The sequence below is a fragment of the Mucilaginibacter lappiensis genome (assembly GCF_900155965.1).
In the GTDB taxonomy this organism is placed as follows: domain Bacteria; phylum Bacteroidota; class Bacteroidia; order Sphingobacteriales; family Sphingobacteriaceae; genus Mucilaginibacter; species Mucilaginibacter lappiensis.
The window spans coordinates 33,083-53,877 of record NZ_FTMG01000018.1; the positions used below are offsets into that span (position 1 = coordinate 33,083).

Below are 20,795 nucleotides of genomic sequence, written 5' to 3' on the forward strand. Positions count from 1 at the left end.
AATGAGAAATATGGATGTAAGTGTGAATTAATATTGGGATTATCCGTAAATGAAATCAATTGTGATTACAATGCTTATAGTAATTAAAACTTACATAATTTAAGGTGATTATAACCATAAAAAAGTTACTGAACAAGGTTGGTATTGACGGTGCTGTTGCTCTAACTATTTTAACTCGTGTTATACAGGCGGGTGGTGGAATAATTTCAATCATCTTTGTATCGAGATATTTATCACCTCATGAAATAGGCTATTATTATACTTTTTCGAGCATTTTAGCTATTCAGATTTTTTTTGAGCTGGGATTAAGCGGTATTATTACGCAATATACTGCCTATGAATCAGCTCATTTAAAGTGGACCGATAATTTTGAACTTAGCGGTGAGATTCATTATCAATCCAGATTATCGTCATTGCTTATATTTTGTGTTAAATGGTTCGCAATAATTGCAGCTATTCTATTCTTTGCATTATTATACGCAGGTTTTACCTTTTTCTCTAATTATGGGAAAGGTTTAAATATTGAGTGGAAGGGTGCGTGGATTATACTTTGCCTTACAACCTCCCTTAATTTATTTATTGACCCCTTACTCGCTTTTTTTGACGGATTGGGCCATGTAAAGGATATGTCAAAAATAAGATTGGTGCAAAAAACAGTCTACATCGTATTAATGTTCATATTTTTTATCTGTGGTTTGAAACTTTACTCAGCTGCATTAGCGTCATTAATAGCTATTTGTGTAAACTACGTGCAAATTATATTTACAAGGCGTATTAAATATTTAAAGGTAATATGGGGGGCTAAGTCAGAATGGGTAATCAGTTATTATAAGGAAATATTCCCTTTCCAATGGCGAATTGCATTAAGCTGGATAAGTGGGTATTTTATTTTTCAATTGTTTAATCCCATTTTATTTGCCACTGAGGGTGCTGTTGTAGCTGGGCAAATGGGAATGAGTATAGCTGCGCTTACCGGTATATTATCTATATCTATGAGCTGGATAAATACCAAAGTTCCTTTTTTGTCAAACCTAATCTCGAAACGGGATTACGCCCTTTTGGATGTAAATTTTAACAGAATAGCGTTCCAGGCTACGGGTATTAACTTGCTTATTACAATATGTTTTATAGTTGTAGTACAAACGCTCAAATATTTACATATAAGCTTGGCAGATAGGTTTTTGACTTTTGTTCCACTGGTATGCATGTGTTTAGCCAGTATAACAAATCAGCTTATATATGCTTTTGCAACTTATTTGCGATGTCATAAAAAAGAGCCTATGCTAATACAGTCAATCACAATGGGCTTATTGGTGTGTGCATCTACATTTGTTTTTGGACGGAAATTCGGGCTGATAGGAATTACAACGAGTTATGTTTTTTTAACCTGTATTGTTGCTCTACCCTGGACAATTTATTTATTTATTACAAAAAAGAGGGCATGGCACAATGAATAATTTCTTATTAACAATAGCCATTCCTACTTATAATCGGGAAGTTTATTTAAGAAGATTACTTGAAAGTCTTTTTAATCAGCAAAGCGATTTTAAAGATCAGGTTGAAATCATAATATCAGATAACGCATCTACAGATAATACTCAAGCTGTTATTGAGGATTTTATGAATAGGGAGTTAAAAATTAATTTAATAACAAATCCTGAAAACATAGGAAGTGATAGGAATATTGCTCAATGTTATGCAAAAGCTAAAGGAAAATATGTTGTTGCTTTTGGTGATGATGACGTACTTTACCCAAATTCTGTTGCGATTATTTTAGATATAATTAATAAGGTTAAGGACTTTGGTGTTTTATATCTTAATTGGGAGGTTATTAAAAAGGATAAATTGATTGTCGAATCGGATATATTATTGATAGATGATTATCTCCAATTTTATAATAAAGTGAGTCATAATTCAACATTTATATCCGGAAATGTAGTGAATTCAAAATATGTTAGCAGTGTGAATTTCGATCAATATTTTGGTACTAGCCTGGTGCAATGGCCATTTATATTAACGGCTTCATTAAGCGAACCATATAATATTTTTCATATACAGCCATTGGTTGGCGTACAACCCGATAATAGTGGCGGCTTTAGCGTATGTAAAGTTTTTGGTGAAAATCTTAATCAAATTGTTAATGAATTTGATGTGAATCCCAAAACAAACAGAGTATTTAATTTAATTAAGGTAAGGCTATTAATTGAATCTTTTCCCAATTGGATATACAGAATAAAAACTACTAACCATTCTTTTTCTGACGATAATAACTTGCATAAAACGTTATCACCAGTATATTCTAAATTTCCTCAGTATTGGTTTCTCGTTTATCCTTTAATTATTTTAAATAAATCTATAATTAAAGTATTATGGCCGTTTTATCAGATTTACGTTAAAGTACTCGGCCATTTATTAAATAAAAAAGAAAAGAATCAACTTGATAAAATAATCAAAATAAGATGATGAATAAGGTTTTAATTATATTTGGAACCCGTCCGGAAGCAATAAAGATGGCTCCGCTGGTACAAGCGTTTCAAAACTCTGATAAATTTATTACAAAAGTTTGTGTTACAGCTCAACATAGACAAATGCTTGATCAGGTTTTACAGTTCTTTGAAATAACACCTGATTTTGATTTGAACTTGATGAAACCTAATCAAAATCTTTATACCATATCATCTGAAATATTATTGGGTCTCAAACCAGTGTTGGATGATTTTAAACCTGACTATGTTTATGTACATGGTGATACCACCACATCAACATTTGCTGCTATTGCGGCTTTTTATAGTGGCGCTAAAGTATGTCATATAGAAGCTGGTTTAAGAACCTATGAAAAATTGTCCCCTTTTCCGGAAGAAGTTAACCGACAATTAACGTCAAGAATTGCTGATTTGCACTTGGCGCCAACGCCAAAAGCGAAGCAAAACCTGATAAACGAAGGAATAAAAGAAGACACCATTATAATTACTGGAAATACGGTAATAGATGCGTTGTTTTATGCTGTTCAAAAACTGGAAAATTATGAAGATAGTGAAATCAATTATTTAAACACGATTCTTGACAACACTAAAAGGCTTATTTTGGTTACAGGGCACAGGCGGGAAAACTTTGGAAAGGGTTTTCTTAATATTTGTAATGCTTTAAAAAAGATAGCCACTCATGAAGATGTACAGATAATATACCCCGTTCATTTAAATCCGAATGTTTTAGAGCCGGTGCATACTTTATTAAACGGTATAGATAACATTAAATTAATTGAACCACTTTCGTATCCTGCATTTGTCTATCTTATGAAAAAAAGCTATTTGATATTAACTGATAGCGGTGGCGTACAGGAAGAAGCTCCAAGCTTGGGGAAACCAGTATTGGTAATGCGAGATACTACAGAGCGTCCGGAAGCTTTGACTGCTGGCTGTGTGATTTTAGTTGGTACCGATCCTGATGTTATAATATTCGAAGCAGAAAGGCTTTTAAATGATGAAGCGCATTATAAAAGCATGTCTGGAGCAATTAACCCTTATGGTGACGGTAATGCATCAAACAGAGTGCTTGAAAGTTTAATTCAAGCCATATGAAAACTCGGATTTTAATTATTTCCTCTTATTATAATGAAGAAAACATAAAAGATGGAATGATGCAGCGCGTAAAATCCGTTGATGATAATTTGATGAACTTTGAAAGGATCTATTTAAATGTAAGAATTCACAAGTTCTTTAAAAAGAAAACAGTTCATCAACAGGAAAACGTGAAAAGCTACGATATAAATGCTGTTTTTCATTTATTTTTTCTTTTAAGATGCATTGCCAAAAGTGATATCATATATTTTCATTCTATATATAATGTTATCAGGGTATTTCCATGGTTTTTGTTATTTAGGAAAAAAACTATTTTAGATGTCCATGGTGTTGTGCCAGAAGAACTGGCTAGCATGGGACGGGGTTTTAGGGCTGGTATATATTCCTTTCTAGAAAAGATTGCCTTTAAAAAAATATCATTGATGATATTTGTAACTGAAAGCATGGCCGATTATTACAAAAAGAAATATCCGAAATGGCATGGAGCTTACAAGATATTTTATATTGTGCCTGCTAATTTGGTTGTTGACAATAATACAACCATTGAAAATAACGGAAAGATAAATGTTATATATAGCGGCAATACCCAAAAATGGCAAAACATTGAATTGATGCTTAACGTTATAAAAAATAATTTATCTGAAAAAATTAATTATTTGATATTAACAGGCGAACCGGAAGTGTTTAATGAACAAATTAAAAATTTAAATATAGATGCCACTAAAATTTCAATAAAAAGTGTTCATCCTAATGAGCTTGCTCAGTATTATGAAAAAGCGCATTACGGCTTTATACTCAGAGATGATGTTGTGGTAAACAGGGTTGCAAACCCAACAAAACTTATCGAATATTTGTGTTACGGATTAATACCGATTGTAAAGTCTGCCGAAATAGGCGACTTTATGAAGCTAAAATATGAATACCTTAGTTATGAAAATTTTTCAGATAGGGTGCTTCCGGTAAAAAGCCAAATTAATCTCAGCATAGCTCAGTCTATTATAGAAAGTTACAACCCTCAAAAAATATTTGATGAAATATTTGAAGCTTTATTATGACAGGATATCTTCTTTTTTTTATCCCTTTGGCTATACTTGCCTTTTTTGAGTCATCAAAGTTTAAAGACGAATATGTTAATTATGTAATAAAATTACTTTGGCCGGTAACAATTGTTGCGGCTTTTATTTTTATCGGTCTCCGTTATAAAGTTGGACTTGATTGGTTTCAATATTATGATTTTATGGATCATACAGAAAACCTTGGGCAAGTTATATCCGGCCCCGATAACGCCCCTATATTTTACGATGCACCATTTGAGATAGGATATAAATGGCTTTGTCTTATCATTAAAACTCTAGGTATAGGATTTCCTGGTCTTGTAGCAATTATATCTGCATATAATCTTTTTTGTTTAACATGGTTTATTAAGCGATATATTCCCGACTACCGTTACATGTTTATGTTGATTTTATATTCAATCAACATTTTCAGGGAGTTTGATATATTAAGACAAAGTTTAGCATTTTACACTTTATTGTTTGCCATACCGCAAATAAATAAGTCATTCTTTAAATACCTTTTAATTTGTTCAGTGGCTACACTTTTCCATAACAGTGCTTTAATATTTATACCTGTATATGGCATATTTAAACTGCGTCTCTCAAAGAATTTAATTCTCGTAACCTCTTTTTTATATATACTTAACTTTATAATCCCTTTTAAAATTTTAAGTACGATAAGTCGAATTTTTTTGTTGGTCCCATCGTCATCAAGCTTTTTAGTGGAGAAGTTTTTATCATATATCGAATTGTTTCCCAATAGTATCCATTTTAATTTTCTGGCGTTTACCAATATTTTCATGCTGTTTTCCATGTGGTTATTTTATGATAAAGTGGTTAGGGATAGTAAACAGCACCATAATTTATTTATGATGTTCATCGCATACATTTTTGTCGTTATATTTTTTTCACAGGTAGACGAAATTAGCGGTAGATTTGCCTATTATTTTACCATTGAATCTGCTTTTATATTAGCTATAATGTCACAATGTTATAGTAAATACAGTCGCATATTTTATAATGCATGTTTGTTGGGAATAGCTTGTATCAAATTTATCTCGCCACTTAAAAATGAGGCTTCTTATTTAACGTATTTCCCCTATAATAATTATTTGTTAATTGATGATGCTGAAGACCTTCGGATAATGAATAATTTTTACAAAGCACAGGAAAAAACAAAAGAGTTTTATGATAACCAGGCCAAGTAATATGATGGTTTTAGAGGTAGGTTACCTATATGAAAATAATGATTTGTTAATTATATAGCCAGTTGATGGATAAAGTTTATGTTGTTGTTGTTAACTATAAAAAATACAACGATACTATAGAGTGCTGTGAAAGTGTTCTAAAAAGTAGCTATAAAAATTGTCAGATTTTGTTAATTGATAATTCGCCAGATTCAGAATCTAGTGTAAATCTGGTAAAGTGGCTAAATAACAAAAGTTTTGAAGTAGATACATCTTATGTTGAATTGGTTTATCCACTAATAGATAAACCAATACCTCATGTTTATATATATGAAACAGAATTTTTAGAAAGGACTACAGGTTTCGAGGAACAGGTAGTATTGATCAAGGCGGAGAATCGTGGATTTGCCGCTGCAAATAATATTGCGCTAAAACATATCCATAAAACTGCAGGTCTGGATAGTTTTATATGGATACTTAATAATGATACCGTTGTAGAGCGCAGCTGCATGGAAAATCTGAAACGCTTTTTTGATAATCATGACCGTAAATATATTGTAGGAAGCAAGCTCATGTATTACTATCAGAAAGATAGGATACAGGCTATTGCGGGCCTGTATAATAAATGGCTGGGAAGTACTTATCATGTAGGTGATCATGAAGTTGACTTAGGGCAGTACGATGAATTTATTTTTGATAGCAATAACTATGTGGTGGGTGCTTCTATGTTTATTAGCAAACAGTTCATAGACACTGTAGGTTTAATGAACGAAGAGTATTTTTTATACTTTGAGGAGATGGATTGGGGATTAACCGCCGGGCAGTTTGGGTTTAGATTAGGTTTTCAACCTCTGGCTGTGGTTTACCATAAAGAAGGCTCTTCTATTATAAAAGGTAATAACGACAATAAATTTATTGCCGATTATTACTCAATAGTTAACCGGGTGAAGTTTACGAAAAAATGGTATAGCGGATACTTAGTTATAGTGATGGGTGGAGTTGTGTATGCCCTTCTTAAACGATTATTTAAAGGTAAATTTAACTTAGTAAAGAAAATCATTAACTCCCTTTATAAAGTCCTTTTTTCTAAACATAAATAATATCAATTAAGTCTTCGTGAATGCTTGTTTATGAATTATTATTATGGAAATTGTTAGATTGATCTCCTGGATTGGTGTTGTTATTATTGATGAAATCAAATGGATATATTGATTAATGCCAGGTTTCTGACCCAAAAACTAACAGGTGTACAGCGTTTTGCGGTTGAGATAGCTAAACAAATAAAGCAAATAATGCCTTCAGTGGTATTTGTTACCCCTGCTAATATCATTCATAAAGAACTATTTATTGAATTAGGGGCAAAGATTATTGGAAGTAATAAAGGCGTATTGTGGGAGCAGGTTGATTTACCTCTGTTTCTTATTAAATCAGGTAAACCGCTGCTTATTAACTTATGTAATTTAGCTCCATTATTTTATAGTAATCAGGTTATAACTTTGCACGATGTAGCATTTTTTGTGAATCCGGCTTGGTTTAGCAAAAAATTCGTTAGTTACTATAAATTTTTAATACCCCAAATTAGTAAAAAAGCAAAACTGATATTTACAGTTAGCCATTTTTCAAAAAGTGAAATTATAAAGTATATTAATGTTGATCCGGAAAAGATAAAGGTAATTTATAACAGTGTATCTGATCTTCCCGAAGTTTCTAAGCACGAAATTGACTATGGCCGATACGTGCTGATAGTTGGTTCAATAGATAAAAGGAAAAATATCACCAATCTGATTGCGGCATTTAATTTAATATTACAAAAAGATTTCAAACTTATTATTGTTGGCGATGTTAACGCTATTTTCAATAATACGGGTAATGAAAATTTCAAAAAACAAGATGATATTGTTTTTTTAGGTAGAGTGAATGATACTGAATTAGCTGGATTATATTCAAATGCGTTGATGTTTGTATATCCAAGCTTATACGAAGGATTTGGCATTCCTCCATTAGAAGCGATGGCGTACGGTTGTCCTACAATCGTTTCTGATATTGATAGCTTGAAAGAGATTTGTGGTGATGCCAGTTTATATGTAGACCCGTATAATATTGAGGATATTTCAAAAAGCATCAATTTGTTGGCACAGGACAGAGCATTACGTAATAATCTTATATCAAGAGGGAGGCAAAATATAAATAGATTTAGTTGGAAAGACTCCGCTAAACAAATAATTGATTCAATAGCGTTTTAAAACACATAACAATTGAAAGTTGCATTAGTACACGAATGGCTCACCGTTATAGGTGGCTCTGAAAATGTTTTTAAAGAAATAGCTTCTCTTTACCCTCAAGCTGATATTTATACCCTTGTAGCACGTAACGAGACGGTAAAAGCTTTAAATCTGGCCGATCATAAAGTTACTACCTCCTTTATCCAAAATCTACCATTCGCAAAATCTAAATACCGCTCATATCTGCCACTTTTTCCATTGGCTATTGAACAGTTTGATTTATCTGATTATGATCTGATCATATCCTCATCCCACGCTGTTGCAAAAGGGGTTTTAACAAATTCAAACCAGGTACATATTTGCTATTGCCACTCGCCAATCAGGTATGCCTGGGATTTACATCATCAATATCTTAAAGAAACGGGCTTAAACAAAGGTCTAAAAGGATTTATAGCCAAATATCTGTTGCATCGTATCAGGCAATGGGATATTATAAGCACCAACAGAGTTGATCATTTTATCGCCAACTCAAAATATATAGGTAAACGTATAAAGAAAGTGTACAATCGGGAAAGTACGGTTATATACCCTAATGTATCTACAGAAGAGTTTTTGCCTGTATATGAAAAGAAAGATTATTATGTAACATGTTCAAGATTTGTCCCATATAAAAAGATCGATTTAATTGTGGAAGCATTTGCCCAAATGCCTGACAAAAAACTGTATGTAATTGGTGATGGTCCCGATTTTAAAAAAGTGAGTAAATTGGCAAAATCTAACGTTACTTTACTGGGCTATCAACCGTTTGATATGTTAAAGAAATATCTCTCAGAAGCAAGAGCTTTTGTTTTTGCTGCTGAAGAAGACTTTGGAATTTTGCCGGTAGAAGCTCAAGCTTGTGGTACGCCGGTTATTGCTTATAAAAAAGGCGGTGCCCTTGAAAGCGTTGTTGAAAATGAAACCGGGATCTTTTTTAAAGATCAAACAGCTTCTTCTATTAAAGACGCAGTTGAGTGGTTTGATATTAATTTATCATTATTTAATTATAAAAAAATTGCAGATCATGCTGCCGGTTTTTCAACTGCGCGTTTTAAAAGTGAGTTTTTGACCTTCATAAATAGCAAAATAGATAACAAATAACCCTTATTTCGATATTTTCTATTGTAATAAAATAAAATTCTAAAACTTAAACGCCTTTGTAGCGTTATACACTTAATCAACGTATTGGTATTAAAATACAAACTTTATCGTTATGTAAATAATATAACATATAAAGTGCTATATTTGCAAAACTAAATCTATGTCAATACGATACTCGAAATTTCTTCAGCCCGTTACTTTTATAAGTGATTTAATAGTATTAAATATTGCTTTGCAATGCGCCCATTCATTGGTGTTTAAATACTACTCATCCGAGATACAATCTGTAAATTTTGTACTACTGGTTAATTTAGTATGGGTGTCTGTTTCAACCATTACCAAAAATTATACTATTTCCAGACCGTTGGTATTAAAGGATAATCTTAACCGGTTTCTATCGTCCTTACTTTACCATTTGCTTGTAGTACTTGGTGTTATTTATTTTTTCAGGCTGTACGAAGTTAGTCGGTGGGAAATGTTCTTTACTTATTCCCTGTTCTTCTTCTTTATCATTATACAGCGATCAATTATATTCTTTATCCTGGATTATATTCGGAAAAAAGGATACAACAGAAGGCATGTGCTTGTTATAGGGGATCAAGATATCGCTAATCGACTGATCAGGTCATTCTCTAAGCACCCAGAATATGGTTATTACTTTACCGATTTTATTTCGGAGGATATGATAAAGGATTTTCCTGAACAGGCTTTGATGGAGAAACTGGTTAGTAAAAGTCCGGATGAGGTATTTGTATGCTATAAATATCTGCACCCATTATTATTGCAAAAGCTAGTTGATTTTGGGGAGCAAAATGCTGTTAAAATAAAATTAGTGTCAGATTTGATACTAAATAACAACTATGCTAGTATTGTTAATTATGAAAACCTTCCGGTTATTCAGCTTTCAGCAAACCCTGAACTGAGTTTTAAAGTAATATTTTTTAAGCGGAGTTTCGATATCGTGTTTTCATTAAGTGTAATGATTGTTGGGCTTCCGGTATTCCTTTTGTTGATGTTAATTACTAGAATGACATCAAAAGGCCCTGCTTTTTATAAACAAGAAAGGATAGGCAAGAATCATAAACCATTTACCATATACAAGTTCAGAAGCATGTATATAAATGCCGAGAAAGCAGGTCCGCAATTATCAAGTGACCGGGATCCTCGTATAACTGGATGGGGAAGGATATTAAGGAAATCAAGACTGGATGAACTACCTCAGTTCTGGAATGTACTTAAAGGTGAAATGTCTGTAGTAGGACCTAGACCCGAAAGACAGCATTTTATTGAACAACTCATTGAAAAATCGCCCAGCTATAGAAAGCTGTTACGTATTAAACCCGGTCTTACTTCTATAGGGCAAGTATCTTACGGCTATGCCGAAAACTTGGATCAAATGCATAGCCGCATTCGTTATGACCTCATTTATCTCAACAATATCAACTTTAATAGTGATATGGGGATAATTTTGAAGACCATCAGGGTAATGGTGCAATTAAAAGGTAAATAGCCCCAATAGGCTGGTTGGCGTTTATTGTGTTTACCTGTTGTTTTAAAGTAAAAAGGCTCAAATACTTAACAAAGCATCCCTTGCGTATAGTATGATTAGATGATTTTCTTGTAAACTTGCGTACTTGCTGTGTAACGAATACGGCAATTGATTGTCATACTCTTATATGGAGCGCTACCAAACAGCAACAGATAGCCAGTTATTGGAATTGATCCGTAAGGATGACCGGGTAGCCTTTACCGAACTATATAATCGTTATTGGGATAAACTGTTCACAGTAGCTATGCACAGGCTAAATGATGAGCATGAAGCCGAAGAAGTAGTACAGGAAGTTTTTTTGAGCCTTTGGCAACGACGGTTAACCATCGAACTTACGCATAGTTTGAATACCTATTTGTCGGTTGCCGTTAAGTATCGTATCATCAATCATCTGGATAAGCAGTTTCGTAAAAAGCAGCATATAGATCACCTAACCATTCATGCGCCGCGTGAGCTGGATAGTACCAGTCAATGGTTATCAGAAAAAGAGCTCCGTGTACAGCTCGAACAAAGCATCAGCCGCTTACCCGAAAAGTGCCGGATAGTTTTTTTATTGAGTCGTGAACAGAATAAAACAAACGCCGAAATTGCTGCCGAACTCAACATTGCCGAAAAAACGGTAGAGGCACATATGACCAAGGCTTTAAGTACACTCAGACAAACATTAAATATCACCATTCCTTTGCTGATTTACCTGATAGATAAATAATTTTCATTTTATCACACATAGTTGTCTTACGATGAGTTTTAAATGCTAAAAGACAACTATTTACGGTCTTTGTTTTTACAAAAAAGCAAAGACCGTATTTGTTTCCCTAATGTATCTCTTGAGTTGGTTCGTCAATTGCCTCTTGCTTAAACCGTTTAATGGTTTCCTGAATGCCTTCTTCTGTTTCGGGAACTGAAAAGTTTAACCCACGTACAATTCTTGCCTGAATGCTTTCCACAAATGGCTTGTACGACTCATAATATTTTGAAAATGCTGATTTGTAATCTCCTTTTGATGCCTGAAGTTCCTGCGCTAAAATGCTTGCGCCCTGCATTGCCAAACTTGTACCCATTCCTGTAGGGAAGCTCGTTGTATGCGCTGCATCGCCAACCACGGCAACACGCCCTTTTGACCAGGTTGGCATGTGAATCTGGCAAACTTCATCAAAATATAAATTATCGGAATGAAGCATCGTATCTAAAATTTCAGGTATTTTCCAGGAGTTGTTTTTAAAATTGTCTTTCAAAATTTGTTTGTGTTGCTCATCGTTCCTATAATCCCAATCTAGCTTAGGCGACCTGAAAACAAGCAGCGCGTTCACTGTTTTCTTAAACGGATAAAGCGCCGCCATTTTGCCCGGTTCCTGGTAAAGTACTCCTGAATTTGGCTTATTAGGTTTTATATTTGGGGCTTCAACAAAGGCAAAGTAAGCTCCGAAGAATTTGGAATAATTTTCTTCATCACCGAAAACAAGTTTTCTTACGGTAGAGTGCGTTCCGTCTGCGCCAAAAACAAAGTCAAAATTCCTGCTCCCGGCACCTTTTAAGGTTACTTCAACTTTGTCTTCGTGCTGGATCAATTTTTCAATCCTGCTTTCAAAAAGAAATTCAACTTCATTTGCCGGGATATTTTCAAAAAGTATATCTACCAGGTCATCCCGGTGAATTTCAATATCACCGTGGTATTCGGCTTGGGCATTTATAGCAAAATTAACCAGCGTTTCGTTTTTGGCGTTTACAATTTCATCAGTATGTATAAGTTCCTTCGCTTTAATTTTTCCCAATATGCCCATTTTTTCGGCCACGTTTAAGGCATCGCCTCTTACGTCAATGGGTGAACCGCCTCTTCTTAGTCCTTTTGTAATTTCAATTAGGGTTACCTGGTAGCCATACCGGTTTAGCCAATATGCTAATGTTAATCCGGCAATACTTGCTCCTGATATTAAAACTTGGTTTTTCATCACTTTTAAATTTTCGTGTTTCTGAAGCAAAACTATATGTATTTTTACGGTCAAAATAACTATATGAGTAATAAAAATAGTCGTAAAAATTATGTTAGAAGCAAATGATACACAAAGCCTTATTCAATTTATAAATAAAATCGGCTACGATATTGGGGAAAAGACGGTGCAAAATCTGGAGGTACACTATCAAAAAGGCTTCGATTTTTTGCCCGAATTAGCTATGTTCATTGCTTCTTATGTGGTAAAGAAAACCTTCACACGCCAAACAACTGCCCCCAGGTTTATTAAAAACAGCATCTGTTTTTTCTTCGTCAACATGTTTGATCACGATGAACAAACAAGCGGGAAAAGAAGGCCTAAAACGCAAAAAGAAATGGCATACGTGCACGTGTTTCCATTTACACACTCGCACCAAAGTCTTTTCAAAAAAAATGCGCATATAAAAATTGCTGCTGTGGTTATCAGTGCTGATTATCTGAAAAGTTTTTTAGGAAATGATATTTCGGATTTTCAATTTCTGTTTGACAACGACAATAATTTTTTGATTGAAGAAATTATGACCGACGACATTTTGCGCACCGTGAATGACATTGCTAAAAAGGAAGAGCCAGGCATACTCAAAAGCTATCATTACAAATTGAAAGCAATGGAATTACTGTTTTATTTTTTTCAAAGTTTGGGTAAACGTGAAAAAGCTGTTCACCAAAAACTAAACGAAAAAGATATAAAGGCCGTTTACAAAGTGCGCGATAAAATAATCTCGTCATTGAACAAACCAAGTACCATTGTGGAGTTGAAACAAATTGCAGGAATGAATGAATTGAAAATGCGCAAACTCTTCACGCAAGTTTTCGGAATGGGGATTTATGACTACTATCAGCACCTGCGAATGAAAGAAGCTGCAAGGCTTTTACGCGATGAAAAACTATCGGTATCGGAAGTGGGCTATCAGATGGGCTTTGAAAACTTAAGCCATTTTACAAGAGTATTTGAAAAGCACATTGGTAAAAAGCCGAAAAGGTACAGTAGCGAATTGACATAAAGAATGTTCGTTGGCCAACCCGGTGTACAGACATACAGGGTGATGAGTAAAATTAAAGACATTTATTACAATTTATATTTTTTTCATTTACCACTAAGGGTAAAGCGCCCCATACCTGACTATATGTATAAACATACCAATTAAACCATGGATAGTAATAGCTTTAACCCTGAAGAGCTGGGCCATAAATGGCTAACAGACACACTCACTCCCGACGAAAAGTTGCGGTTTGAGCAATGGTATGCCGATTTTAATGATGAAGAACTCCTGATTTCAGATAGTCAATATTTCTCCGCCGAACAGATTAAAGAAAGCATTTTAAATCAGATTAACTCCAAAATAGATGAAAATCAGGCTCCTAAAGTAAAAATATATAAGCTGTGGCGGAATTTGGCTGCTGCGGCAGCTGTTGTTTTAGCTGTAGGCGCTGCGGTGCTTTACCGGGCTCCTATACTCAATCTGGTTGATCCTGTAAAACAGCTTACATTGACTACCAATCCGGGAGAATACAGGCAGATATACCTGCCCGATGGCACCCATATTTGGCTTAGCCCGGCAACTACACTTAGTTATCCAGAAAAGTTTAGAGGTACATTGCGTAATGTAGATATTGAAGGCGAAGCCTATTTTGAAGTTAAGCATGATACCGATCATCCTTTTGTTATACAATCCGGTGCTGTAAAAACGGTGGTATTAGGTACTAGTTTTGATATTCAGGCTTATGCGCACGCTAAATCTATCGATGTAACTGTGGTTAGTGGTAAAGTAGGCGTATCTGCAAAAACAGGTACTACTACTGAAATGTTAACAGCCAATCAAAGAACAGTGTATCAAAAGACAACTGCTAGCCTGATTAAGGAAAACTATCCTAACGCCGCAAAATTTCTTGACCGGCGTAAAGGAATCTTTGATTTCAACGGAGCATCCCTGGCCGAAGTTATTCATGACCTCGAAGTTCAATATGGTACCCACATAACCCTGTCGCCTGGTTTAACATCAAAAACCTTTTATGGTCGTTTGCAAACCACCAATCCAATTAACCATACGCTTGATAAGCTCGGTAAGGTTATGGAGCTACGCTGGGAAAAACAAAACGGAACTTACCTGCTTCACCCTTAATACAAATATGATTTATTTACCCCTATCATTTCAGAAACCTGCAACTATGACATCTTAAAATTTTGCCCCCTACACACCTATGAAAAAAAAGCCCGGCTCAGGGAAACAGAACCGGGCTTGTATTTAAAACCTTGATCAGTCATGGCCTTCGAAACTAATGACTGGTTAGCTTAAACCTTTTAAAGTTATGAAAAAAACCGGACCTCTACGGTTCTCTAACCCGATTTATCCTTTAATGAAACTACCCCAATTTTTAAGCGTATTTCTTTGTATAACCCTTATCTTGATGTTTGGCAACTTGCGGGCTTTTGCCCAGTCGCCGCTTGATAAAACCATCACTATCAAGTTAAATAATGTACCGTTACGGCAAGCTCTTGATAAGATAACCGCTGCTACTGGTGTGCGCTTCACCTACAATGAATCCGTAGCTGCCAGTAACATTAAATTAACCATTAATGCAAAGGAGCAAAGCCTGAAACAAGTACTTGATGCTGCACTGGCCAATTATCCTTATAGCTATTCCCAATTGGATCAGGATATACTGATCCGCTATGATGCGACAAAGCTAAAAAAGCCGGTCGCCGAACCGGCGGCAAAACCGGCAGCAGAAAAGTTCACCATCAGCGGAACAGTGACATCAAAACAGTCTGGGGAAACGATAATAGGAGCCAGTATACGGCTGGTAGATGGCGCGCAGGGAACTTCAACCAATGGGTATGGATTTTACTCGATCACACTGCCGGCCGGTGACCATCAGTTACTGATCAGCGCGATAGGGCAGAAAAGCCTGATTGTACCGGTTTCGCTAACAAGCGATCAAAGGTTGAATATTACCATGGAGGATAATGCGCAGGAGCTGCAAACCGTAACCATAACCGCTACGCAAAAAGGCGCCCGCGATTTAAAAAGCCCGCAAATGGGTGTCGAAAAATTGAACATCAAGGAAATAAATGATGTACCTGTATTGCTGGGGGAGCACGATGTGATGAAAACCATACAGCTGTTCCCCGGTATTAAATCGGCAGGGGAGGGCAGCGGTGGTTTTTATGTGCGTGGCGGCGCTACCGACCAGAACCTGCTGATGCTGGACGAAGCTACGGTATACAATGCCTACCACCTTTTGGGTTTCTTCTCCACCTTTAATTCCGATGCTATTAAAAACGTAAGTATTTATAAAGGCGATATGCCCGCGCAATACGGTGGCAGGCTGTCATCGGTAATAGATGTGAAGATGAATGATGGTAACAACCAAAAGTTTGGTGTAAGCGGCGGGGTAGGTATGATAGCTGCCCGTTTGAATATCGAAGGTCCCATCCAAAAGGGGAAATCATCCTTCCTGATATCTGCCCGGCGTACTTATGCCGATGCATTTTTGAAACTGTCAAAAGATACTGTAGTCAAAAACAGTAAGCTTTACTTTTATGATATTAATGCCAAGGCTAACCTGGTTTTAGGCGATAAGGACAGGATTTATATTTCGGGATACTTGGGCAAGGATGTACTTTCGGCTAATAACGTGAACGGCATCAACTGGGGCAATACCACCGCAACCCTGCGTTGGAACCACATTTTTAATAACCGCTTTTTCTCTAATACCTCTTTCATCTACAGTAATTACGATTATGAGATTAAAGTAAAACAGGATGTAAATACCTATGGCATTACATCGCGCATCAAAGACTGGAATTTTAAAGAGGATATGCAATATGATATCGGTTCTGATCATTCCTTAAGTTTTGGCGTCAACAGCGTTTATCATACCATTAAGCCTGGCGAAATATCAGCCACAGGTAACTCAGGTTTTATATCTCAAAAATTGGAAACCCGTTATGCCTGGGATAATGCGGCTTATGTAAGCGATACCTGGAAAGCAACTGATCGTTTTACGCTTACCTATGGTTTGCGCGTCTCCGCTTTTTCTATTATAGGCCCCGGTACTTACTATGATGTGGATGCTGATGGCGGGATAACCGGCTCAAAGCATTACAACTCTGGTCAGATAGTTAAAACCTATTTAAATCTGGAGCCCCGAGTTGCCGCAGCTTTTCAGCTCAATGATATCAGCTCCATAAAGGCTTCTTATGCCCGTAACGCGCAAAACCTGCACTTGGTCAGCAACTCAACAGCGGGTTCGCCAACTGATAAATGGATAGCCAGTACCAATTTGATCAAGCCAGAACTGGCCGATCAATTTTCTGTAGGGTACTACCGCGACCTGGCCGAGCATAAATATGAGTTTACCTTTGAAACCTATTATAAAAAGCTGCAAAACCAGCTGGATTATCGTAACGATGCCAACATTTTCACCAATCAGCCTATTGAAACGCAATTATTGTATGGCAAGGGGCGTGCTTACGGCGCTGAGTTTTTACTGCGAAAAAAGACAGGCCGTTTAACCGGCTGGATAAGTTATACGCTATCTAAATCGGAACGCCTGATTGATGGTATCAATAATAATCAATGGTATAATGCTCGCCAGGACCGTACACATGACCTGGCCATAGTGGGTATTTATAAGCTGAATGAAAAGTGGACATTATCTGCCAATTTCGTGCTCTATACCGGCGATGCTGTTACCTACCCAAGCGGCAAATACCTGGTAGATGGGGCAACCTATTATTACTATACCAATCGTAACGCTTCGAGGCTTCCAACTTATAACCGGCTTGATTTGGGGGCAACCAAACAACTCAAGAAAACCAAAAAATACAGCTCGGAGATCAACTTTAGTTTGTATAACGCTTATGGTAACCGCAATGCTTACCGTATATATTTCAGAGATAACAAAACAGATCCTAACAAAACAGAGGCCGTACGCACTACTTTATTTACCTATGTGCCATCTGTTACTTATAACTTTAAATTTTAACACATGCATACCATACGTTTTTCGGCCATATTGATGATCCTGCTGGGATTGTTGAGCTCTTGCGATAAAGTTATCAACCTTAAGCTTAATAACAGTGGCCCCCAAACAGTGATAGAAGGTACCGTGAGCAATGAAGCCGGTGGCGCCAAGGTATCTATAAGCCAGTCGCAAAATTTTTACGACGAAACTTCTTTTACCGGCATCAGTGGTGCGCAGGTTACTGTTGATGTGGATGGCACGGTTTATAATTTTGATCCAACTGCTGCTGGCGTTTACCAGAATAGCACCCTTATTGGCGTACCGGGACACACTTATCATTTAACCGTTAAGCTGAATGATAAAACCTATACCTCAACCAGCACCATGCCCCAGGTTGTTAAGCTGGACAGTATTTATGTGGTTGATGATGAGTTTGGCACCAATAAAGATAAAACCAAACTGCGGGTAGCTACCGTGAAGTATCAGGACCCGGCCAATGAGCAAAACTATTACCGCTTTATTGAATACATTGACGGCAGAAAAGAAAAAAGCTTATTTGTAGATGACGATGAATTTACCAACGGGCAAACCGTAAACAGCCGGCTTAACTTTAGTAATGATAATGACGATCCCGCGCGCGAGATCAGGACTGGCAAACAGCTCATGATAGAGATGGAATGTATTGATGCCGCGGTTTACAAATACTTTTTTAGTTTAAACTCCAACTCCACAGGTAGCGGCAACAGCGCGGCCCCATCCAACCCAACCAGTAACATTACCGGTGGTGCACTAGGCTATTTCAGCGCCTACCCCATTACGCGTAAAACCATAACGGTACCGGCTAATTAAAATTAACAAACAAAAAGCCCCTTCAATTGAAGGGGCTTTTTGTTTGGGGACATACTACAGATGTCCCCAAATATTGTATTCTATTAAAAAAGTTGTCATTTCGATAGAGCATGGGTAAGGATGAGCGTTGTGCGAAAGAGAAATCTTCTACACCATGTAAAGTCGCAATTGCAAGTCGCAGAAGATTTCTCCTCGTTCCTCGTCGAAATGACATCCTTTTTATTTCTCCCGTATGTCTGGCTGGTATACCGGACCCCAACTACCCTAGTTCAAAAATCGTGATATTTTATGCTAAGCTAACATTGAGTTAAAGGTGCTGATATAAGTTTGCGGCATGATGCGTGGCAGGTTTATTTCGGATACTGATTTACTGACCCGGCTTCAGGATGATGATGAACAGGCCCTGCTGGCGCTGATGCAGCGGTACGATAAAGCCCTTTTTCGATATATTCTCTCCAAAACCAATTCGCTCGAAGCCTCGGAAGAAGCTGTGCAGGATATTTTTATTTCCCTTTGGCATAACCGTTACGCAGTAGCTATCGACGACACACTTTCACCCTATTTATTTAAAGCCGCCAAAAATAAAACCATTGATTTTTACCTGGCTGGTAATAAAAAATTAGCTCATTTTGAAACGCTGTTGCCTGATTATGAGCACATGGTGTCTCCATCGCCAGAAAATGAAGTTATTGAGGCCGAACTGGAAGACTGGCTAAGCTCCGAAGTTGATAAAATGCCCGACAATGTCCGCAATGTATTTAAACTAAGCCGGGTGGAGCAACTACCGGTTAAGGAAATTGCCGGTAGGCTAGCCTTGTCCGAACAAACGGTAAAAAACAACCTCACTATAGCGCTCAAGCGCCTGCAACTACGGTTAAAACGGATGGAAAGTTTCCCGGTATTTTTGATCGTAGTGAAGATCCTTCTTCATCAAAGCTGATCGATTTTAGATTATGGGATTTTGAGACTATAAGACTTGGGGATTATGGGATTTTCTTTGTTCACTTCTCCCCAAAATATAGCTCCTTGTTCTCTCAATCCCATAGTCCAAAAATCCCATAATCTAAAATTTGGGTAACGTTGAGTTAATAAACACTTGATGATTATTTAACGGTACTATTTTAGGTAAGCACCGATTATATGGGCAGATGAACACAAAAGAATCTGCAGAGATCAAAGCATTATTACAAAAGTACCAGGCGGACGAATGTACACCCGACGAAAGGGCCCGTGTAGAGGCCTGGCTGGAACAATTAGGTAAAACCTCACTAACCGGCATTACTCCGTCGGCAGAAGAGCGCATTTTAAACCGCATCCGGAAACGGGTAATCAAAGGTATACCATCACGGTCGGCAGGGCGAAGGGTATATGTACTCCAATATCTTAAAGTAGCCGCCCTGTTATTACTGGTGCCCGGCGGCTTTTTACTGTATTCCAAATGGAAGCAACCAGCCCCGCAGGCCTTGCAGCAATATTCCACAGCACGCGGCGAGCGTAAGGTGCTCACCCTGCCCGATAGCACCATCGTAACTCTCAATTCCTCATCAGTTTTAACCATCAGCGCCGATTTTGGCGAAAAAAAGCGGATAGTAAAACTCACAGGCGAAGGCTTTTTTCAGGTAAAGCACGATGCTTCCAAACCTTTTATTGTAAGCACCGGAAACATACAAACCCAGGTATTGGGAACCCAGTTTAACGTGCATGCCTATAATAACGAAAGCGAATACAAGATAGCCGTAGTGAGCGGTATGGTAAGTGTAGGCGAAAAGCAAGCAGCCAACAAAGTGGTGACTATAGGCAAAGTGCTTACCCGCAACTTAATGCTGGTTTATAATCTTAAAGCACACCAGCATTATATTAAAACCGCTGATGCCGACAAGCTGAGCGCCTGGCAAAACGGGCAACTTTATTTTGACGAAGCTACTATCCCAGAAATAACTTCAACACTATCCAGAATGTATAATATAGATGTGCAGCTGCAGGATAAGCCCGGCCGCAACTGCAAATACACTATTGGTTTTAACAGCCAGCCTTTAGACAAGGTACTCCACGTGTTAAGTCAGCTTACAGGCATTACCTATCAGTACACCAACCATAAAGTTTTTATTCAATCACAAAATTGCCATTAAGCTTATGTAGCCTATCCCCTCAAAAAAACAGGCAGATGCGCGAACACCTGCCTGCTATATGGCTGCTGTAGCAGCAGACCATGTCATTTTTAACGATTCTTTTTTATCACATAAAATAACATTAT

General features: G+C 36.9%; 17 protein-coding genes. 16 read left to right on the forward strand and 1 reads right to left on the reverse strand.

Annotated features, from left to right (window positions below; translation table 11 throughout):
• Positions 1 to 104: 104 nt before the first annotated feature.
• The 10 genes from BW976_RS24870 to BW976_RS24915 all read left to right on the forward strand — a co-directional run bounded on the left by BW976_RS24870 (position 105) and on the right by BW976_RS24915 (position 11,440).
• Positions 105 to 1,457, forward strand: a complete 1,353-nt coding sequence (locus BW976_RS24870; RefSeq protein ID WP_084192347.1) for an MATE family efflux transporter — start codon at positions 105 to 107, stop codon at positions 1,455 to 1,457.
• Entirely contained in the window at positions 1,450 to 2,463 is a 1,014-nt protein-coding gene (locus tag BW976_RS24875; protein WP_076377653.1) for a glycosyltransferase family 2 protein, read from the forward strand. Before BW976_RS24870 ends, BW976_RS24875 begins: the two co-directional genes overlap by 8 nt.
• Entirely contained in the window at positions 2,460 to 3,578 is a 1,119-nt protein-coding gene (gene wecB / locus BW976_RS24880) for a non-hydrolyzing UDP-N-acetylglucosamine 2-epimerase (protein ID WP_317042962.1), read from the forward strand. The genes BW976_RS24875 and wecB overlap by 4 nt, the downstream gene beginning before the upstream one ends.
• Entirely contained in the window at positions 3,575 to 4,633 is a 1,059-nt protein-coding gene (locus BW976_RS24885; RefSeq protein WP_076377657.1) for a glycosyltransferase family protein, read from the forward strand. Before wecB ends, BW976_RS24885 begins: the two co-directional genes overlap by 4 nt.
• On the forward strand, positions 4,630 to 5,841 hold the full coding sequence (locus BW976_RS24890) for an EpsG family protein (RefSeq protein WP_076377659.1): 1,212 nt from the start codon (positions 4,630 to 4,632) through the stop codon (positions 5,839 to 5,841). The genes BW976_RS24885 and BW976_RS24890 overlap by 4 nt, the downstream gene beginning before the upstream one ends.
• 65 nt (positions 5,842 to 5,906) lie before the next feature.
• The gene (locus tag BW976_RS24895; RefSeq protein ID WP_076377661.1) at positions 5,907 to 6,920 is read left to right on the forward strand and encodes a glycosyltransferase; all 1,014 of its coding nucleotides are present in this window, start codon (positions 5,907 to 5,909) and stop codon (positions 6,918 to 6,920) included.
• Positions 6,921 to 7,019: 99 nt separating this feature from the next.
• A complete protein-coding gene (locus BW976_RS24900) occupies positions 7,020 to 8,063 on the forward strand; it encodes a glycosyltransferase family 4 protein (protein ID WP_076377663.1) in 1,044 nt (347 codons plus the stop codon).
• Between the two features lie 12 nt (positions 8,064 to 8,075).
• The gene (locus BW976_RS24905) at positions 8,076 to 9,182 is read left to right on the forward strand and encodes a glycosyltransferase family 4 protein (protein ID WP_076377665.1); all 1,107 of its coding nucleotides are present in this window, start codon (positions 8,076 to 8,078) and stop codon (positions 9,180 to 9,182) included.
• 160 nt (positions 9,183 to 9,342) lie between these two features.
• On the forward strand, positions 9,343 to 10,692 hold the full coding sequence (locus tag BW976_RS24910; RefSeq protein WP_076377667.1) for a sugar transferase: 1,350 nt from the start codon (positions 9,343 to 9,345) through the stop codon (positions 10,690 to 10,692).
• 166 nt (positions 10,693 to 10,858) lie between these two features.
• Complete coding sequence (locus BW976_RS24915; RefSeq protein ID WP_076377669.1) at positions 10,859 to 11,440, forward strand: RNA polymerase sigma-70 factor; 582 nt, start codon at positions 10,859 to 10,861, stop codon at positions 11,438 to 11,440.
• Positions 11,441 to 11,546: 106 nt separating this feature from the next.
• Here the strand turns inward: BW976_RS24915 and BW976_RS24920 are convergent, their stop codons facing one another.
• A complete protein-coding gene (locus BW976_RS24920; protein ID WP_076377671.1) occupies positions 11,547 to 12,680 on the reverse strand; it encodes an FAD-dependent monooxygenase in 1,134 nt (377 codons plus the stop codon).
• A 91-nt stretch (positions 12,681 to 12,771) separates the two neighbouring features.
• Between BW976_RS24920 and BW976_RS24925 the strand changes: the two genes are divergently transcribed.
• The 6 genes from BW976_RS24925 to BW976_RS24950 all read left to right on the forward strand — a co-directional run bounded on the left by BW976_RS24925 (position 12,772) and on the right by BW976_RS24950 (position 20,670).
• Positions 12,772 to 13,725 carry a helix-turn-helix domain-containing protein gene (locus BW976_RS24925; protein WP_076377673.1) on the forward strand — a complete coding sequence of 318 codons (954 nt, stop codon included), beginning with the start codon at positions 12,772 to 12,774 and terminating at the stop codon, positions 13,723 to 13,725.
• Positions 13,726 to 13,872: 147 nt separating this feature from the next.
• Entirely contained in the window at positions 13,873 to 14,844 is a 972-nt protein-coding gene (locus BW976_RS24930; protein ID WP_076377675.1) for a FecR family protein, read from the forward strand.
• A gap of 286 nt (positions 14,845 to 15,130) precedes the next feature.
• On the forward strand, positions 15,131 to 17,713 hold the full coding sequence (locus BW976_RS24935; protein WP_084192348.1) for a TonB-dependent receptor: 2,583 nt from the start codon (positions 15,131 to 15,133) through the stop codon (positions 17,711 to 17,713).
• 3 nt (positions 17,714 to 17,716) lie between these two features.
• The gene (locus BW976_RS24940) at positions 17,717 to 18,541 is read left to right on the forward strand and encodes a DUF4249 domain-containing protein (protein WP_076377677.1); all 825 of its coding nucleotides are present in this window, start codon (positions 17,717 to 17,719) and stop codon (positions 18,539 to 18,541) included.
• Positions 18,542 to 18,875: 334 nt separating this feature from the next.
• Positions 18,876 to 19,481 carry an RNA polymerase sigma factor gene (locus BW976_RS24945; protein WP_084192349.1) on the forward strand — a complete coding sequence of 202 codons (606 nt, stop codon included), beginning with the start codon at positions 18,876 to 18,878 and terminating at the stop codon, positions 19,479 to 19,481.
• A gap of 208 nt (positions 19,482 to 19,689) precedes the next feature.
• Complete coding sequence (locus BW976_RS24950; RefSeq protein ID WP_076377679.1) at positions 19,690 to 20,670, forward strand: FecR family protein; 981 nt, start codon at positions 19,690 to 19,692, stop codon at positions 20,668 to 20,670.
• Positions 20,671 to 20,795: the final 125 nt, after the last annotated feature.

What these genes read in the sequence shown, in the direction of transcription:
- BW976_RS24875 (WP_076377653.1), top strand. Translation starts at nt 1,450, where the DNA reads ATGAATAATTTCTTATTAACAATAGCCATTCCTACTTATAATCGGGAA.
- wecB (WP_317042962.1), top strand. Translation starts at nt 2,460, where the DNA reads ATGATGAATAAGGTTTTAATTATATTTGGAACCCGTCCGGAAGCAATA.
- BW976_RS24885 (WP_076377657.1), top strand. Translation starts at nt 3,575, where the DNA reads ATGAAAACTCGGATTTTAATTATTTCCTCTTATTATAATGAAGAAAAC.
- BW976_RS24890 (WP_076377659.1), top strand. Translation starts at nt 4,630, where the DNA reads ATGACAGGATATCTTCTTTTTTTTATCCCTTTGGCTATACTTGCCTTT.
- BW976_RS24895 (WP_076377661.1), top strand. Translation starts at nt 5,907, where the DNA reads ATGGATAAAGTTTATGTTGTTGTTGTTAACTATAAAAAATACAACGAT.
- BW976_RS24900 (WP_076377663.1), top strand. Translation starts at nt 7,020, where the DNA reads ATGGATATATTGATTAATGCCAGGTTTCTGACCCAAAAACTAACAGGT.
- BW976_RS24910 (WP_076377667.1), top strand. Translation starts at nt 9,343, where the DNA reads ATGTCAATACGATACTCGAAATTTCTTCAGCCCGTTACTTTTATAAGT.
- BW976_RS24915 (WP_076377669.1), top strand. Translation starts at nt 10,859, where the DNA reads ATGGAGCGCTACCAAACAGCAACAGATAGCCAGTTATTGGAATTGATC.
- BW976_RS24920 (WP_076377671.1), bottom strand. Translation starts at nt 12,680, where the DNA reads ATGAAAAACCAAGTTTTAATATCAGGAGCAAGTATTGCCGGATTAACA.
- BW976_RS24925 (WP_076377673.1), top strand. Translation starts at nt 12,772, where the DNA reads ATGTTAGAAGCAAATGATACACAAAGCCTTATTCAATTTATAAATAAA.
- BW976_RS24930 (WP_076377675.1), top strand. Translation starts at nt 13,873, where the DNA reads ATGGATAGTAATAGCTTTAACCCTGAAGAGCTGGGCCATAAATGGCTA.
- BW976_RS24935 (WP_084192348.1), top strand. Translation starts at nt 15,131, where the DNA reads ATGTTTGGCAACTTGCGGGCTTTTGCCCAGTCGCCGCTTGATAAAACC.
- BW976_RS24940 (WP_076377677.1), top strand. Translation starts at nt 17,717, where the DNA reads ATGCATACCATACGTTTTTCGGCCATATTGATGATCCTGCTGGGATTG.
- BW976_RS24945 (WP_084192349.1), top strand. Translation starts at nt 18,876, where the DNA reads ATGATGCGTGGCAGGTTTATTTCGGATACTGATTTACTGACCCGGCTT.
- BW976_RS24950 (WP_076377679.1), top strand. Translation starts at nt 19,690, where the DNA reads ATGAACACAAAAGAATCTGCAGAGATCAAAGCATTATTACAAAAGTAC.